Source organism: Mycobacterium sp. E735, from assembly GCF_001666955.1.
GTDB lineage: Bacteria > Actinomycetota > Actinomycetes > Mycobacteriales > Mycobacteriaceae > Mycobacterium.
Genome location: NZ_LZIX01000011.1, coordinates 23,339 through 39,727 on the forward strand (window position 1 = coordinate 23,339; position 16,389 = coordinate 39,727).

12 protein-coding genes and 1 riboswitch are annotated in these 16,389 nt (G+C 67.8%); of the genes, 6 read left to right on the forward strand and 6 right to left on the reverse strand.

Annotation, left to right across the window (positions count from 1 at the left end; genetic code table 11):
• Positions 1–148: 148 nt before the first annotated feature.
• Positions 149–269: riboswitch (SAM riboswitch) on the forward strand.
• Positions 270–309: 40 nt separating this feature from the next.
• Genes A5704_RS01360 through A5704_RS01370 form a run of 3 tightly spaced genes read left to right on the forward strand, consistent with a single transcriptional unit; the run spans position 310 to position 3,538 of the window.
• Entirely contained in the window at positions 310–1,668 is a 1,359-nt protein-coding gene (locus tag A5704_RS01360; protein ID WP_067751953.1) for a bifunctional o-acetylhomoserine/o-acetylserine sulfhydrylase, read from the forward strand.
• Positions 1,669–1,679: 11 nt separating this feature from the next.
• The gene (locus A5704_RS01365; RefSeq protein WP_067751956.1) at positions 1,680–2,798 is read left to right on the forward strand and encodes a homoserine O-acetyltransferase; all 1,119 of its coding nucleotides are present in this window, start codon (positions 1,680–1,682) and stop codon (positions 2,796–2,798) included.
• Between the two features lie 5 nt (positions 2,799–2,803).
• The gene (locus A5704_RS01370; RefSeq protein WP_067751971.1) at positions 2,804–3,538 is read left to right on the forward strand and encodes a class I SAM-dependent methyltransferase; all 735 of its coding nucleotides are present in this window, start codon (positions 2,804–2,806) and stop codon (positions 3,536–3,538) included.
• Here A5704_RS01370 and A5704_RS01375 read toward each other — a convergent pair whose 3' ends face one another.
• The 3 genes from A5704_RS01375 to A5704_RS01385 all read right to left on the reverse strand — a co-directional run bounded on the left by A5704_RS01375 (position 3,539) and on the right by A5704_RS01385 (position 8,997).
• Positions 3,539–4,906: an HNH endonuclease signature motif containing protein gene (locus A5704_RS01375; RefSeq protein WP_067887031.1), complete on the reverse strand. Its 1,368-nt coding sequence runs from the start codon at positions 4,904–4,906 to the stop codon at positions 3,539–3,541.
• A gap of 121 nt (positions 4,907–5,027) precedes the next feature.
• Positions 5,028–7,019, reverse strand: coding sequence for an APC family permease (locus A5704_RS01380; RefSeq protein WP_082954740.1), 1,992 nt, complete (start codon positions 7,017–7,019; stop codon positions 5,028–5,030).
• A 28-nt stretch (positions 7,020–7,047) separates the two neighbouring features.
• Complete coding sequence (locus A5704_RS01385) at positions 7,048–8,997, reverse strand: APC family permease (RefSeq protein ID WP_369827079.1); 1,950 nt, start codon at positions 8,995–8,997, stop codon at positions 7,048–7,050.
• 710 nt (positions 8,998–9,707) lie between these two features.
• Between A5704_RS01385 and A5704_RS01390 the strand changes: the two genes are divergently transcribed.
• Positions 9,708–11,540, forward strand: coding sequence for an NAD-binding protein (locus A5704_RS01390; RefSeq protein WP_082954741.1), 1,833 nt, complete (start codon positions 9,708–9,710; stop codon positions 11,538–11,540).
• Positions 11,541–11,712: 172 nt separating this feature from the next.
• Entirely contained in the window at positions 11,713–13,008 is a 1,296-nt protein-coding gene (locus A5704_RS01395; protein WP_067887035.1) for a PPE domain-containing protein, read from the forward strand.
• 4 nt (positions 13,009–13,012) lie between these two features.
• Here the strand turns inward: A5704_RS01395 and A5704_RS01400 are convergent, their stop codons facing one another.
• Positions 13,013–14,443, reverse strand: a complete 1,431-nt coding sequence (locus A5704_RS01400) for an FAD-binding oxidoreductase (protein ID WP_067887037.1) — start codon at positions 14,441–14,443, stop codon at positions 13,013–13,015.
• Positions 14,444–14,737: 294 nt separating this feature from the next.
• Here A5704_RS01400 and A5704_RS01405 point away from each other — a divergent pair, with 294 nt between their 5' ends.
• Complete coding sequence (locus A5704_RS01405) at positions 14,738–15,244, forward strand: DUF732 domain-containing protein (protein ID WP_067783514.1); 507 nt, start codon at positions 14,738–14,740, stop codon at positions 15,242–15,244.
• On the opposite strand, the gene A5704_RS01410 is transcribed toward A5704_RS01405, so the two are convergent.
• Both A5704_RS01410 and A5704_RS01415 read right to left on the reverse strand, forming a co-directional pair.
• Complete coding sequence (locus A5704_RS01410; protein ID WP_067760322.1) at positions 15,241–15,522, reverse strand: DUF3017 domain-containing protein; 282 nt, start codon at positions 15,520–15,522, stop codon at positions 15,241–15,243. The genes A5704_RS01405 and A5704_RS01410 overlap by 4 nt on opposite strands.
• Positions 15,519–16,364: a bifunctional methylenetetrahydrofolate dehydrogenase/methenyltetrahydrofolate cyclohydrolase gene (locus A5704_RS01415; protein WP_067760324.1), complete on the reverse strand. Its 846-nt coding sequence runs from the start codon at positions 16,362–16,364 to the stop codon at positions 15,519–15,521. Before A5704_RS01415 ends, A5704_RS01410 begins: the two co-directional genes overlap by 4 nt.
• Positions 16,365–16,389 lie beyond the last annotated feature (25 nt).

The following is a 16,389-nucleotide window of genomic DNA, read 5'->3' on the forward strand; positions in this document are numbered from 1 at the left end:
GGTCCTTCTTCCCGGCGTCAAAATCCTCGAATATTCGGTCAGATCTCTGGGGGGCTCAGCGTTCTTCCTGCCACGTTATCAAGGGCGTTTGGGCAGGTGTCGACCTGCCATTGGCATCCAGTCGGCACAGTAAGCTAATCTTCGTATTGGTCATGAGCGCCAGCATCAAGCCCCGGCTTGCTGGCCGGCAACCCTCCAACCGCGGTGGGGTGCCCCGGGTGATGACCAGGTTGAGTAGCCAAGCACCGGCTATCCGGCAAGCGCGGGTCCGCCATGACGGGCCCCTGAGCCAGACAGGGGAAGCTTTCCATGAGCGATGCCACCAGCAACGACGACACCGATCCGACCGCCGGCTGGTCGTTTGAGACCAGGCAGGTGCACGCAGGCCAGCACCCGGACCCGGCCACCAACGCCCGCGCCCTGCCGATCTACCAGACCACCTCGTACACGTTCGACGACACCACCCATGCCGCCGCCCTGTTCGGGCTTGAGGTGCCGGGCAACATCTACACCCGGATCGGCAACCCGACGACCGACGTCGTCGAGCAGCGCATCGCCGCCCTCGAGGGTGGCGTGGCCGCGCTCTTCCTGAGCTCCGGGCAGGCCGCGGAGACCTTCGCGATCCTGAACCTCGCGTGTGCCGGAGATCACATCGTCTCCAGCCCGCGGCTCTACGGCGGCACGTACAACCTGTTCCACTACTCGCTGGCCAAGCTCGGCATCGAGGTCAGCTTCGTCGACGACCCGGACGATCTGGACTCCTGGCAGGCCGCGGTGCGGCCCAACACCAAGGCGTTCTTCGGCGAGACGATCTCCAACCCGCAGATCGACCTGCTGGACATTCCCGGGGTGGCCGGGGTCGCCCACTCCAACGGAATACCGCTGATCGTCGACAACACCATCGCCACGCCCTACCTGATCCAGCCGTTCGCCCACGGCGCCGACATCGTCGTGCACTCGGCCACCAAGTACCTCGGCGGGCACGGCTCGGCCATCGCCGGCGTCATCGTCGACGGCGGCACCTTCGACTGGACGCAGGGCCGCTTCCCCGGCTTCACCACGCCCGACCCGAGCTACCACGGCGTGGTGTTCGCCGAGCTCGGGCCGCCGGCGTACGCGCTCAAGGCGCGGGTGCAGCTACTGCGCGACCTCGGGTCGGCCGCCTCGCCGTTCAACGCGTTCCTGGTCGCCCAGGGCATCGAGACCCTGAGCCTGCGCGTCGAGCGGCATGTCGCCAACGCGCAGCGGGTCGCCGAATTCCTCGAGGGTCACGACGGCGTGCTGTCGGTGAACTACGCGGGCCTGCCCAGCTCGCCGTGGCACGAGCGGGCGAAGAAGCTGGCGCCCAAGGGAACCGGCGCCGTGCTGGCCTTCGAGCTGGCCGGTGGCGTCGAGGCCGGCAAGGCGTTCGTCAACGCGCTGAAGCTGCACAGCCACGTCGCCAACATCGGCGACGTGCGCTCGCTGGTGATCCACCCGGCGTCCACCACGCACGCCCAGCTGAGCCCGGCCGAGCAGCTGGCCACCGGCGTCACGCCGGGCCTGGTGCGGCTGGCCGTCGGGATCGAGGGCATCGACGACATCCTGGCCGACCTGGAACTCGGTTTCGCCGCCGCGCGGAAGTACGGTGCCGAGGCGTCCGACCCGCAAGCCGTGGCGGCGTTCTAGGGAGCCCGGGCATGACGATCTCCGACGTTCCGACCCAGGCGCTGCCCGCCGAAGGCGAGATCGGCCTGGTGCACATCGGCTCGCTGACCACCGAGAGTGGCGCGGTGATCGACGACGTGTGCATCGCCGTCCAGCGCTGGGGTGAGCTGTCGCCGAGTCGTGACAACGTGGTGGTGGTGCTGCACGCGCTGACCGGTGACTCGCACATCACCGGGCCCGCCGGACCGGGTCATCCCACTGGCGGCTGGTGGGAAGGGGTGGCCGGGCCGGGCGCGCCGATCGACACCGACCGCTGGTGCGCCGTGGCCACCAACGTGCTGGGCGGTTGCCGCGGCTCCACCGGGCCCAGCTCGCTGGCCCGCGACGGAAAGCCCTGGGGCTCAAGGTTTCCGATGGTCTCGGTGCGCGACCAGGTGGAGGCCGACATCGCCGCACTGGCCGCGCTGGGAATCAACGAGGTCGCCGCCGTTGTTGGTGGGTCCATGGGCGGCGCACGGGCATTGGAGTGGATGGTCGGTCACCCGAGCCGGGTGCGGGCCGGTCTGCTGCTGGCCGTCGGCGCGCGGGCGACCGCGGACCAGATCGGCACCCAGACCACACAGATCGCGGCCATCAAGGCCGACCCGAACTGGCAGGGCGGCGACTACCACGACACCGGCCGCACCCCGAACACCGGCCTGACCATCGCCCGCCGCTTCGCCCACCTGACCTACCGCGGGGAAACGGAGCTCGACACCCGGTTCGGCAACGACAAGCAGGGTGGCGAGGACAGCCGCTACGCCGTGCAGAGCTACCTCGAACACCAGGGCGACAAGCTGCTGGCCCGCTTTGACGCGGGCAGCTATGTGACCCTGACCGAGGCGCTGAACAGCCACGACGTCGGCCGCGGTCGCGGCGGGGTGCGCAAGGCCCTGACCGGTTGCCCGGTGCCCGCCGTGGTTGGCGGCATCACCTCCGACCGGCTCTACCCGCTGCGGTTGCAGGAGGAGCTCGCCGAGCTGCTGCCGGGCTGCGGCGGCCTGGAAGTTGTCGAGTCGATCTGCGGGCACGACGGCTTCCTGGTGGAATCCGAGGCGGTCGGGGAACTGATTCGCAAGACGCTCGATCTCGCCGCCAACGAAGGCACGTGACGGCGGTGACCCGTTCTCGCCACGACCGCTCCCTGTCGTTCGGTTCCGCGGCGGCGGCCTATGAGCGGGGACGCCCGTCCTACCCGCCGGAGGCCATCGACTGGCTGCTGCCGCGCGGCGCGCGCCAGGTGCTCGACCTCGGGGCGGGCACCGGCAAGCTGACCACCCGGCTGGTGGAACGCGGGCTGGACGTCGTGGCCGTCGACCCGATTCCCGACATGCTGGAGGTGTTGCGCACCTCGCTGCCGGAGACCCGCGCGCTCCTGGGCACCGCGGAAGGGATTCCCTTGCCGGACAACAGCGTTGACGTCGTACTGGTCGCGCAGGCGTGGCACTGGGTGGATCCCGAGCGCGCCATCCCCGAGGTGGCCCGCGTACTGCGGCCCGGCGGGCGGCTGGGCCTGGTGTGGAATACCCGCGACGAGCGGCTGGGCTGGGTGCGGGAGCTGGGCGAGATCATCGGTTCCGACGGCGACCGCGGCCGCTTCGACGTCACGCTGTCCGAGTCGTTCACCGAGCCGGAGCGCCACCAGGTCGAGTGGACGAATTACCTTACGCCGCAAGCGCTGATCGACTTGGTCGCGTCGCGCAGCTACTGCATCACCTCGCCGACCGAGGTACGCACCAGGACGCTGGACCAGGTGCGTGAGTTGCTGGCCACCCATCCGGCGCTGGCGAATTCGACGGGGCTGGCGCTCCCCTACGTCACCGAGTGCATCCGCGCGACGCTGACCGAGTGACTATGCCGCGTCGTCATCGTCGTCGTCGTGGAGAAGTTTTTCGGGGTGGTGGAAGGTGTTGGTGCGGGGTTGGCCGCGGTCCAGGTGTGGGGGTGGGATCCAGACGGTGTCGCCTTTGGTGTTTGTGCGGGTGGTCCAGCCGCCGGGTTTGAGCAGGCGGTGATGGGGTCCGCAGGCGAAGGTGAGGTTGTCGATGTTGGTGCGGCCGCATTGGGCGTAGTCGGTGACGTGGTGGACCTCGGAGAGGTAGCCGGGCACGGTGCAGCCCGGCGCCGAACACCCGCGGTCTTTCGCGTACAACACGATGCGTTGCCCCGGGGAGGCCAGCCGCTTGCTGTGATAGAGGGCCACGGGTTTGGCGTGATCGAAGACGGCCAGATAATGGTGGGCGTGGCGGGCCAGGCGGATCACGTCGCTGATCGGTAACCGGGTGCCACCACCGGTGCGGCCGTGACCGGCGGCGGCCTGCAGGTCGGCCAGGGTGGTGGTGATGATGATGGAGGCCGGTAACCCGTTGTGGCGGCCGAGTTCTCCCGAGGCCAGTAGCGCGCGGTTGGCCGCCAGCAGTGCGTCGTGGTTGCGTTGGGCCGCCGAGCGGGCGTCGCGGTCGATGGCCTCCTGGCTCGGGGCCCCGTCCACACACGGGGTGTCCTCGAGTGGGTTGCACATGCCGGGCGCGGCGAGTTTGGCCAGCACCGCCTCGAGGGTGGCGCGGGCCTCGGGGGTGAGCAGGGCGCGCAGCTCGGACATGCCATCCGCGGCTTGCTTGCCCAACACCAGGCCGCGGCGCCGCGCCCGGTCCTCGTCGCGGTAGGTGCCGTCGGGGTTGAGGCAATCGGCGACGTGATCGGCGAGCGCGGCCAATTGTTCGGGGCGGTACTGCGTTCCGTGCGTGGCCAGGTCGGCCTCGACCGCGGCGCGGGTGGCGGCATCGACCCAGCCGGGCAGCTGACGGAAGAACCGGCGGATCACCGCCACCTGCCCGGCACCGAGCTTCCCCGCCCGCTGGGCGGCCGCGGTGGCCGGCAAAATCGGCTCCAGCGGTTCGCCGGTCAGCCCGCGCCGCGGGCCGAGATCCACCGCTTCCTTGACGCGGTGTGAAGCCTCCGCGCGGCTGACCAACGTCGCCTCGGCGATCGCATGCGCCAAGGTGCCGCCCAACTCTTCGGGGGTGGCCTGATGGGCCAGGGAGTTGATCACCGGGTGTTCGAGTGCGGGCAGTTGGCGGCGCGCCTGCTCGCAGCGTTCCAGCATCGCCAGCTGCTGCCGCACCGTCATCGCGTCCACCGGCAGCGCGCGGGCGCGGGCCAAAACTGCATCCAGGTCATCGAACACCGCCTCGGCGTCGGGATGACCATCTGGACTCATACCGCCAAACTAGCCACCCCCACCGACAAAAACGGCCCCAAAAATCGCCATGGATGCACACTCGCGCAACTTAGTTCGAATTCTTGCGGCCAGCGTCGCCTCGGCGCCGGTCGCCCCGGGGTCAGTCGCCCACGAGACTCGATATCGGGGTCACCACTACCGCCTCGTCGGCGTCAAAACCGTTGGGCGCGAGCCGTCCGATCCGCGACTCGATGTCGTACGGGACGATGATGGCGGTCGCGCCGCGGACCCGGCTGACGGTGCGGGCCATCTTGTCCGCGGTGCGGTCGTGCAGCAGCCGGCCCAACAGGGGCGAGTACGTGCGGCGCGGCAACAGCACCGTCACCCTGGTGTCCGGGTGGTCCTTGAGCACCCGCAGCACCAATTCGTGTGCGGCCCGGCTCAAATGGCGATCGGGACAGTTGATCAACCACAGCGGGGTGTCGTGCTCGAAGCGATCCCACCGCTCGCGAAGCCGCACCGCGTGATCGACGTCGATGACGAAATGCACGGCGGTCAGCTCGTCGGCATGTAGGCCATATCCGATGCGCACCGCCTCGATCTCGGCCAGATCGATCGTGTCCACGAAGACCAATACCTGAAGTCGCGGATGCCGCGCCAGGTCGAGGTCCTCGGCGCGAGACATCTCCAGCACGGAGGCCTCGTCGCGATATTTCCGGTTAAGCCTCGTCAAGGCCAGCACCAGGAGCGGGAAGATCACGACGATCAGCCAGGCGCCCTCGGTGAACTTGGCCACCACGAAGATCCCCACCACGATTGTCGACATGACCCCCGCCGACAGGTTGACCGCCAGCTTGGCACGCCAGCCCGGCTCGCGCCGGGTCAGATGATGCTTGGCCATGCCATAGCCGGCCATCGCGAACGCGGTGAAGACGCCGATCGCGAAGAAGGGCACCAGCGCACTCACCTTCGCCTCGGTGATGACGAGCAGGACCATGGCCAGCGCGGTCAGCACGAAGATGCCGTTGGAGAACACCAGGCGATGGCCGCGTTTCGTCAGTGGGCGGGGCAGGAAACGGTCCTCGGCGACGAAGCTGGCCAGCGCGGGGAAGCCGTTGAAGCTGGTGTTGCAACCCGTGAACAGGATCGCCGCGGTCGACGCCTGAACCAGGAAGTACAGGACGTTGCCGATCACGCCGTGGCCGAAGACCGCCCGGGCTATCTCCGAAAGCATCGACGGGTATTCGTCGAGATAGGCCACGGCGTGCGTGACGTGGGTCAGCCAGCCCACACCAATGAGCAAGAACCCGAGGATGCAGGCCATCCACGTCAGCACGCGACGCGCGTTGGGGCCCTGCGGCTTTTGGAAGACGTTGACGGTGTTGGACACCGCCTCGACGCCGGTCAACGAGGTGCCGCCGTTGGCGAACGCACGCAACAGAATCAGGACCGTCGCACCCATCACCAAGCCGCCGCCCTGATGCACCGGCACCGCGCCGGCGATGTGCTGCGGATCGTATCGCGGTAACCCCCAGAACATTTCACGCACAAACCCGGTCAGGATCGTCACGGTGATCATCCCGACGAAGGCGTAGGTCGTCAATGCGAACGTGCGGCCCGACCGCCGCAGCCCGCGCAGGTTGGCCAGGCAGATCAGCACGACCGCCGCCAACGTGATCTCCAAGTGATAGGGCCGCAGCGGTGGAATCGCCGACACCACCGCCACTGTCGCCGCCGCGGGCTGCACCGCCACGGTCACCACGTAGTCGATCAGCAGCGCCGCCGCAGCAACCTGCGCCACCCGCGGACCGAAGTTCTCCCTCGCGACCGTGTAGGAACCGCCGGCCCGCGTGTAGGCCATCACGACCTCCCGGTACGACGCGCACACCAGCGCGAGAATCACCAAGATGACACCGGTGATCGGGAGCACCAACGCGTACGCCGCCATGCCGGCCGCCGGAAGCAGCTCGACCATGATCTGCTCGGTGCCGTACGCCGTCGATGAGATCGCGTCCGGCGAAAGCGCGCCGAGGGCAATGTGATTCGGCAGTCTCTCGCCGTCCAGCTGGTCGGTGGTCAACGGCTCCCCGAGGAAAAGCCGTTTGCACTTGTCGGTGAAGGAGAGCGGTATCTCGCCACTCGGTTGCGTCACAACATCCCTTTCTCGAGACCGGATTGCCTCATCCCGCGCGGGTGACCTCGGCGATGCGGGACTCGATGTCATAAGGCACGATCTGCGCGGCCGCGCCCGGGATCCGGCTGACCGCCCGGGCGATCTTGTCCGCGGTGCGATCGTGCAACAGGCGGCCCACGAGCGGCGAGTAGGTCCGGCGCGGCAGCAGCACGGTCGCCTTGGTATCCGGATGCTCGTTGAGCACCCGCAGGACCAATTCATGGGCGGCCCGACTCAGGTGCCGATCCGGACAGTCGATCAGGCGCAGCGGGGTGTCGTGTTCGAAAACCTCCCAGCGCCGCGACAACCGCGCTGCGTGATCCGAGTCGACCACGAAGTGCACGACGGTGAGCTCGTCGGCGTGAAGTCCGTTCGCGTATCGCATGGCCTCGACCTCCGCGAGGTCGACGGAATCCACGAAGACGAATACCCGGTGCCGCGTGTATCGGGAGAGGACCGGCTTTTCCGTGCGCGACATCTCCAGCACGGACGCCTCCACGCGGTACTGCCGGTTGAGTCGCATCAACCCCAACACCAGTAGCGGGAATACGACGACGATGAGCCACGCGCCCTCGGTGAACTTGGCCACCGCGAAGATGCCCACCACGATCGTCGACAGGATCCCGGCCGACAGGTTGACCGCCGCCTTGCGCCGCCAGCCCGGGCCGCGCTCGGACAGATAGTGTTTGGTCATGCCGTAGCCGGCCATCGAGAAGCCGGTGAACACACCGATCGCGTAGAACGGCACCAATGCGTCAACCGAGCCGCCGGTGATGAGCAGCAGCGCGACCGACAGCGCGGTCAGGGCGATGATGCCGTTGGAGAAGACCAGTCGATGGCCGCGCTTCATCAACGGGCGGGGCAAAAAGCGGTCTCCCGCAACGAAATTGGCCAGCGCGGGGAAGCCGTTGAAGCTGGTGTTACCACCGGTGTAGAGGATGGCCGCGGTCGACGCCTGCACCAGGATGTACAAGACGTTGCCGACTGCTCCGTGGCCGAAGACCGCCCGGGCGATCTCGGACAGCATCGACGGGTATCCGTCGGAGTACGGGACGGCGTGGGTCACATGTGTCAGCCAGGCCACTCCCGCCAGCAGGAACGCGAGAATGCAGGCCATGATCGTCATCACCCGGCGGGCGTTGATGCCCTCCGGCTTGCGGAAGGTGGTGACCGTATTCGAGATGGCTTCCACCCCGGTCAGTGACGAGCCGCCGTTGGCAAACGCACGCAACACGATCAACAGCGTCGCGCCCATCACCAGGCCGCTGCCCTGGTGGACGGGCACCGCTCCGGCGATGTGCTGGGGATCGTAGACCGGCAGGTTGCCGATCAGTTCACGAATGACGCCGACCACGATGGTCAGCGAGACCATGGCCACAAAGGCGTAGGTGGGCAACGCGAAACGCGCGCCGGCTTCCCGCAACCCGCGCAGGTTGGCAAAGCACATCAACAGCACCATGCCGACCGTGATCTCGAGGCTGTAGGGGCCAAGGACCGGTAGCGCCGAGGCCACCGCCACCGTGCCCGCCGCGCATTGCACCGCGACGGTGACGACGTAGTCAATCAGCAGGGCGGCCGCGGCGACCTGCGCCACCCGGGGACCGAAGTTCTCTCGCGCAACGACGTAGGACCCACCGGACCGCGTATAGACCATCACCACCTGGCGGTAGGACGCGGCGACCAGCACCAGGATCAAGAGAATGACCCCGGTGATGGGAAGCAACAGGGCGAACGCGGCCATCCCCGCCGCCGGCAGCAGCTCGATCATGATCTGCTCGGAGCCGTAGGCGGTCGATGAGATCGCGTCGGGTGAGAGCACGCCGAGCGCGACCGGGTTGGACAACTTCTCGTGCTCGAGCTGCGAGTTGATCAGGGGTTTACCGAGCAAGCCTCGTTTGCAGACGTCGGAGAACGACGACGACCATGCCTTGTGATCAACGGTCCGTCGCTCAGCCAAAGGTGTTGCCACAGGCGATATTCCTTCCCCCAAGCATGACATTTGCCCCCTTCGATCCGGGAACCCGCCGAAAGAGTATCTGCCACAATTGTTTTTGTCGCCCTACCGTCCGCGACCTAGAAGAACAAACACAGGAGATTGGCAGAATAATTGCCAGGACACTCCCAGCGGGGTGACCTGGATGTAACAAACAAGCGCCAATCGGTAATGCAGATGCCTTTCTCTGGCACCCGGGACGGCTCGAAAAGTCCGACGCGAAACCCGTTGTGATGTATGGCACTTGGTAGCCGACACCCAGCCCGCCGCGCCGAGGAGCCGATGACCAGCATCACCACAGGAACGTCAAAGGTGTTGTACAGCAAATCTTCTAACACGGCTGACCGCCACCACTAATATAGCAATTCACACAAGTCGTGGTTGTATTAATTGAGTTCTGTTGCGCTCCAGCGCAATCGGAGGGCGTATTTGTACGCTCCGGGCCTCTGCTCTTGCGCGGTGGATGCGTTCAGTCTCACCGCACTCCAAATCTGTCTGTTAGCATCGAATTAGATCTCCATTTCCTTGGAGTAGCGCGTGACACCCGCCTAAGCGAAATAAGTGCTTGTGCCACATGGGTTTCGCGTCTCTGCACCACCGGACGCATGGAGAAAACCAATCCAGGTCGACGTTCACCGGAGGGTAGTAATTGTTTCGCGGAGGGATAGGACCTCATGAGCCAGTGCATCATCGTCAGCGGTGATGACGCGCTCGCGTCGACGATCGTCGATGAGCTGAAGCGGGCGGGCGCGCGCGTCGCCAGGCTTCTCGATTCGGAACTCGCGGGCGCCCGGGTCAAGACCCAGCTCGCCAGGGCGGGCGTCACCACGGCGTCCGCCGTCGTGTGCGCGGGAGACGACGACGCGACGAACCTGGAGATTGCGCTGCTGGCGCGGAAGGCCAACCCGGACATCCGTGTGGTGGCGCGGGTGGCCAACGACGTGTTGCGCGAGGCGGTCGCTGCCGACGAGGGGCCCAGCTCCATCCTGGGCGTCGCGGATCTGGCGGGGGCCGCGGTCGTCGAGGCGTGCCTGGCACGCACCACACATCCCTTCGAAGTGGCAGGTATCGAATTCGTGGTCTTCGGCGCCGAGGCGCCGTTCGACGCGTCGCTGCGCGAGATCTATGGCGACCTCGCCCCGGTAGCGATGGTGCACAACGAGGACGCCGACCACCCCGGTGAGGTCGTGGTGTGCCCCGGGCGCGATTTGCGGGTCAACGCCGGCGACTGGACGGCAATGATCGGCACCACCGAGGAGGCGGCCGCCTGCGGCGTCAAGGTGCCACGTAACCCGAAGATGCGGTCGCGCCAATCCCGGCTGCGCCGTGTCCTCTACGCGGTGCGGGCCCTGCCCAACGAGGTCAATCCCGCTTTCTACCCGCTGATAGCCGCCCTCGTCCTCTTGATCATCAGCTCGACGACCCTGCTGCACTTTTCCTACACCCACCCAGGCATGTCCTGGACCGACGCTTTCTACTTCACCAACGAGACGATCACCACGACCGGATACGGCGACTTCAGCTTCGCCAAACAGCCGACCTGGCTGCGCCTGTACGCCGCAGTGCTGATGTTGGCCGGCGTCACCACCACCGCATTGCTGGTCGCCTTCATCGCCGATGTGCTGCTGTCGCGCCGATTCCTCACGTTGTCCGCCCGCCCGCGGGCGCGACACCTGCGCAACCACATCATCGTGGTGGGGTTGAGCGCGCTGGGGGTCCGGGTCGTGACCGACCTGACCGACGCGGGCTACGACGTGGCGGTGATCGAGCGCGACCCGAACAACCCCTTCCTGTCGACGACGGCCGACCTCGACGTGCCGGTTATCTTCGGGGACGCGACATTGCGCCAGACGATGGAAGCCGCCCGGGTGGACACCGCTCGGGCGGTGGCGGTGCTGACCCGAGACGACATGGTCAACATCGAGACGGGAATCGTGGTCCGCGAGATGTTGGGTTCCGAACCGGCACCCGTCGGCAACCGGTGGAGCAAGGTTCCGCTCGTGTTGAGGGTGTACGACCACGACCTGGGCTCGGCGGTCGCGCAGCGGTTCGGATTCGAAAACGTCCGTTCCACAGTCGAACTGGCCGCGCCCTGGTTCATCGGCGCGGCAATGGGCCTGCAGGTGCTCGGGACGTTCTCGGTGGGGAACCGGTCCTTTCTGATCGGCGGGATGTATGTGCAGGCCGGTAGCGAACTCGACGGTCTGCAGATGTTCGAGGTGTCTACGCAAACGCGGGTGATCGCGGTCACCCGCGACGACGCCCCGGTTCGGCTGCACCCGCGCCGCGATTCCCGGCTAAGCGCCGGTGACACCGTCTACCTGGTCGGTCCGTACCGGGAGCTCATCGCTACCCTCCGCAAGGGGCAGCCCGCGCCCCAGCCGATCACGGATGACCAACAGGCTGATCGTGATTGCGGTTGCGACGAACCAGCAGCGGTTTCGAATGAAGACAACGTTCGCCGCCTGGAACCGATCAGAGGAGCGCGCGGTATAGCCAGCCATTGACCACAGCACAACGTTGGTCGACCCGCGGGCCGCAAGCCCGGGTCGCGACCGCGCGGCGCAGGGCCGCCGCGCATCAACAGCAAATCATGCAGGGGGAAAGGCTTTGTCGTCCACAATTCGCACGATCGGCATCGGTGCAGGCATCCTCCGGTCGGCTGAATAGGCACCCGTAATGGATTTTGCGACGCTACCGCCCGAAGTCAACTCGGGCCTGATGTATGCCGGTCCGGGGTCGGGGCCGATGCTTGCCGCCGCCGCGGCATGGGAAGCGGTTGCGGCGGAATTGCATTCGACGGCCAGCTCGTATGAATCGGTGGTTTCGGGTCTTACCGCCGGACCGTGGCTGGGGCCGTCATCGGTGATGATGGCCGCCGCCGCCAACTCCTACGTGGCGTGGTTGAGCGGCACCGCCGCGCAGGCGGAGCAGACCGCTGCGCAAGCCACTTCGGCCGCCGCCGCCTACGAGGCCGCGTTCGCGGCGACGGTGCCGCCGCCGGAGGTCGCGGCCAACCGCAGCCTGCTCGCGGCGCTGGTCGCCACGAATCTGTTGGGGCAGAACACCCCCGCGATCGCCGCCACCGAAGCCCAATACGGCGAGATGTGGGCGCAAGATGCGGTGGCAATGTACGGCTACGCGGGGTCAGCGGCGGCGGCCACCCAGCTGACGCCATTCACCCCGCCCCAGCAGAACACCGACCCCGTCGGATCGGCTACGCAGGCAAGCGCGCTGAGCCAGGCCGCCGAGCTGCCCGCCGGGTCGGCGGCCTCGACGACCGGGGCGGCGGGCGGCGCGGCGTCCGCGCTGGGGGTGAACACACCGTTGGACCTGATCAACGTCGGCGCCGACGCGATCGCCTACGGTGTCGACGCCCCGCTGGCCCCACTGGGAGCGGTGTCGATGCCCATCGACCTCGTCGGCGCGGAAACCGGTCTGCACACGGACGACATCGTCAGCGACTGGGATGCGAACGGCGCGCCCCTGTCGATAGTCAGGTCAGTGACGCCGCCAGACGCGGTGGCCACGCCGAATGTGTTGTCGCGCACGGTGTCCGCCGGTCTCGGCGAGTCCGACTCAATCGGCCGCCTTTCCGTTCCACCCACCTGGGCGGCGGCGACCCCGGCGGTACGCCCGATCGCGTTGGCGCTCCCGGCCGCGCCCGCCGCTGCGGCCGTCGCGGCGCCGAGCCTCGAGAGCACGTTCGGCGAGATCGCCCTGGCCGGCACGGCCGGACGCGCCATCCGCGAGGCGTTCGCGGGTAACCGTGTCCGCGTGCCGTTCGCCGCGGAACCGGTCGGCCGCCAGTCCACTGGCGCGGAAAAGGCGGAAGAAGGGCCCGCGGAGGACGAGCCGCGCACCGTGGTGACGGGGATCGCCGCCGAGATCCGCGAGTTCGCCAGGCTGCGCGACGAGGGGTTGATCTCCGACGAGGAATACATCGAGCAGAGAAATCGTCTGCTGGGGCGCTGAACCGTTAGAAGTTCAGCCCGGAGAACATGATCCGGTTCGGGTCGTACCTCTGCCGCACGGTCGTCAGCCGGGACAGGTTCGAGCCGAAGTAACGCGCCGGGGCGGCGTTGGCCTCCAGGTAATTGACGTATCCCCCGACCGAGATCTGTTGCACCGCTTGGTGTGCGGAGGTCAGCCAGGTGTTCGCGGCGGCGACCTGGCTGCCCGTGGGTTCGACGTACCACTGCAGAACCGCCGACTGATTGCGCCACGGGAACGCGGTGTCGCCCGGGGCCACGTCGGCGACGGCACCACCGAGGGGGTCGACGAGGACCGACGCCTGTCCGGCGCCGGCGGGCCACTGCCCGATCGCGGTGGCAATCGCGTGCGCCGCAGCGGAATCCACCGGGCCGATGACGTCCGACCCGGCCACGAACGAGCGCGCCGGAGGGTTGGAACTGCCGCCGGCCAGGAACATCACCAGATCCGTGCGGTTCATCGTCTTGTTCGACACGGCGGTCGGCGCCACCCCCACCGCGGACTTGATCGCGTCGGCCACGCCCGAGCCCGCTCCCGCGGGACAGGTCGCCAGCACGTGGCAGTTCGGGGCGGAGCCGATCATGAGATCCACGATGCCCCAGGTGTTTCGGTCCGCGCCGTTGAGCCAGGACTGCCACCCGACCAGCACCTGCGTGGCCGACGCGGGCGGGAAGTCGAGCCGCACGACATCGCTGTCCGAGGTGGCGAAGGTGGAGAACGTCATCGACGTCGTCGCGCCGAAATTGCCGCCGCCGCCGCCCCGGAGCGCCCAGAACAGATCCGGGTTGTCGTTGGCGGAAGCCGTTACCACGTCCCCGCTGGGCAACACCACCGTGGCGGACTGCAGCGCGTCACAGGTCAGGCCCGCGTGCCGGGTGTCGGGCCCGATGCCGCCACCGAGAGCGAGCCCCGCGACGCCGACGGTGGGGCAGGTGCCGCTGGGGATCGCGCGCCCGGCACCGGTCAACGCCTGGTGGATGGCGTACAGGGTGGTCGCGGGGGTCACGGTGAGGTTGTTGCCGTCGAAGTTGGCGCCACCGGGAAGTCGGCGCAGGTCGAGCACCATCGTGCCGTTCGCGGCGGACGCACCGACGTAGGAATGGCCGCCGCCGCGGGGCGCGATCTTGAGGTTGTTGGCCGTCGCGAACGCGATCGCCTTCTGCACATCCGCCTGTGACGAAACCGTCACCACCGCAGCGGGAGAGGAACTGTCGTAAAACGAGTTGAAAACCTTTTTGCTGGTTGAGAATTGGGCACTGTTGGCGGGCAGCACGACGCTGCCGCCGATGGAGGACGCCAGGCCGCCCCAACCGGCCGGGGGGTCGGCGGCCGCGCGCGAGGTGCCGAAAACGGCGCCGGTGGCCAACATTCCGACGGCGCTGCGTAGAAACGCGTGGCGCGAGATGCCGCGCTGCAAGGACGGGTCCAGGGGACGGCTGCGATTAGTCGTCATGTGCGGAGATTCTTAAACATTTCTCACGCAAAAGCGCGGCACCGGCGCCCGTGTCAGATCACAGTGTGGAATCGATCCGTCGAGCGGCTTGACGAGGCACGCGGCGCAATAATCGACGCCGCGGCCGCCACCGGGCCACAAAACGCTTATTTGTGCGAACCTTTACCCCACCGTGTCGCAAACGTGACAGTGATAGCTCAGAGTTCACAACGTGATTCGAGTGCATCCGGCGCACTCCACGACCGAGGGGGAGGCCGCATGAAGGCACCGGGACGAACGAACCGCTGGATCGGGGTCTTTCGGAACCAGCCCCTGACCGTTCGTCTGCTGGCCGCGGCCGCCGCCCTGCTCACCGCGGCGTCGGCGCTGGCCGCGCCGGTGCGGGCGGACAATCCCGACGACAACTTCATCGACGCGCTCAACCACGCCGGCATCGACTTCGGCGAACCCGGGAACGCGATGTCCGTGGGCCAGTCCATCTGCCCGATGCTCTCCCAGCCGGGCGGCAACTTCGCCGCGGCCGCGTCCAGCGTCTCCGGCCGGGGCATGTCACCCGCCATGGCGCGGATGTTCACCACGATCGCGATACAGACCTACTGTCCCGAGCAGATGGCGAACCTGGCCAGTGGCAATCTGTCCGTCCCGCAGATGCCGGGCATGCCCGGCATGGGGGGACAACTGCCCGGCATGGCGGGGCAGCTACCCGGAATGGCCGGGCAAGTGCCCGGACTGCCGCGGCAGATCCCGGCCGTGCCGGGTATCTAACCGGTGCCCAGCGGGTCGATGGTCCACGCGATATAGACCATCGCCGCGGCGACGGTCGCGGTGGTGACGAAGTCGATTCCCTTGCTGCGCACCACCAGAAGGCCGGACCGCTCGTCGGAGAGCACCAGCCGCAGCGCGGCCGCCAGGCCGACGCCGATGCCGATCAGCAGCGAACCGCGCCGCCAGAAGTTGGCCCCGACCAGTGCGAGTGCGGTGGCGAAAGTCAAGCCCACCAGCAGGATTGGCCACTGGGCCCGGACCACGGACCGCGCGCTCATGCCCGTTCGGCGAGCTCGACGACGTTGCTCAGCAGGAACGCCCGGGTCAACGGGCCGACACCGCCGGGGTTCGGCGACACGTGCCCGGCCACCTCCCACACGTCGGGGTGCACGTCGCCGACCAACCCGTCCTCGGTTCGGCTGACGCCCACGTCGACGACCGCGGCGCCCGGGCGCACCATGTCGGCGGTCAGCATGTGCGGCACCCCGACGGCGGCCACCACGATGTCCGCCTGCCTCGTGTACGCGGCGAGATCGCGAGTCCCGGTGTGGCACAACGTCACCGTGGCGTTCTCGGAACGGCGCGTCAGCAGCAGCCCCAGCGGGCGGCCGACCGTCACACCGCGGCCGATGATCACCACATGCGCCCCGGCGATCTCGACGTCGTAGCGGCGCAGCAGGTGCACGATCCCGCGGGCGGTACACGGCAGCGGCGCCGGAACGCTGAGCACCAACCGGCCCAGGTTCGTCGGGTGCAGACCGTCGGCGTCCTTGTTCGGGTCGACCCGCTCCAGGGCCGCGTTCTCGTCGAGATGTTTCGGCAACGGCAACTGCACGATGTAACCGGTGCAGTCTGGGTTCGCGTTCAGCTCGTCGATGGTTTCTTCCAGCGTCGCGGTGCTGATGTCGGCGGGCAGGTCCCGGCGGATCGACGTGATCCCGACCTTGGCGCAGTCCGCGTGCTTGCCCCGGACGTAGGCCTGCGACCCGGGATCGTCACCGACCAGGATGGTGCCCAGCCCGGGGGTGCGGCCCGACGCGGTCAGGGCGGCGACCCGTTGTTTGAGGTCGACAAAGATCTCGTCGCGGGTGGCCTTGCCGTCCAGTGTGATTGCGCCCACGCCTGACAGTCTGGCACGGCGGGCG

What these genes read in the sequence shown, in the direction of transcription:
- A5704_RS01365 (WP_067751956.1), top strand. Translation starts at nt 1,680, where the DNA reads ATGACGATCTCCGACGTTCCGACCCAGGCGCTGCCCGCCGAAGGCGAG.
- A5704_RS01375 (WP_067887031.1), bottom strand. Translation starts at nt 4,906, where the DNA reads ATGAGTCCAGATGGTCATCCCGACGCCGAGGCGGTGTTCGATGACCTG.
- A5704_RS01395 (WP_067887035.1), top strand. Translation starts at nt 11,713, where the DNA reads ATGGATTTTGCGACGCTACCGCCCGAAGTCAACTCGGGCCTGATGTAT.
- A5704_RS01410 (WP_067760322.1), bottom strand. Translation starts at nt 15,522, where the DNA reads ATGAGCGCGCGGTCCGTGGTCCGGGCCCAGTGGCCAATCCTGCTGGTG.
- A5704_RS01360 (WP_067751953.1), top strand. Translation starts at nt 310, where the DNA reads ATGAGCGATGCCACCAGCAACGACGACACCGATCCGACCGCCGGCTGG.
- A5704_RS01405 (WP_067783514.1), top strand. Translation starts at nt 14,738, where the DNA reads ATGAAGGCACCGGGACGAACGAACCGCTGGATCGGGGTCTTTCGGAAC.
- A5704_RS01390 (WP_082954741.1), top strand. Translation starts at nt 9,708, where the DNA reads ATGAGCCAGTGCATCATCGTCAGCGGTGATGACGCGCTCGCGTCGACG.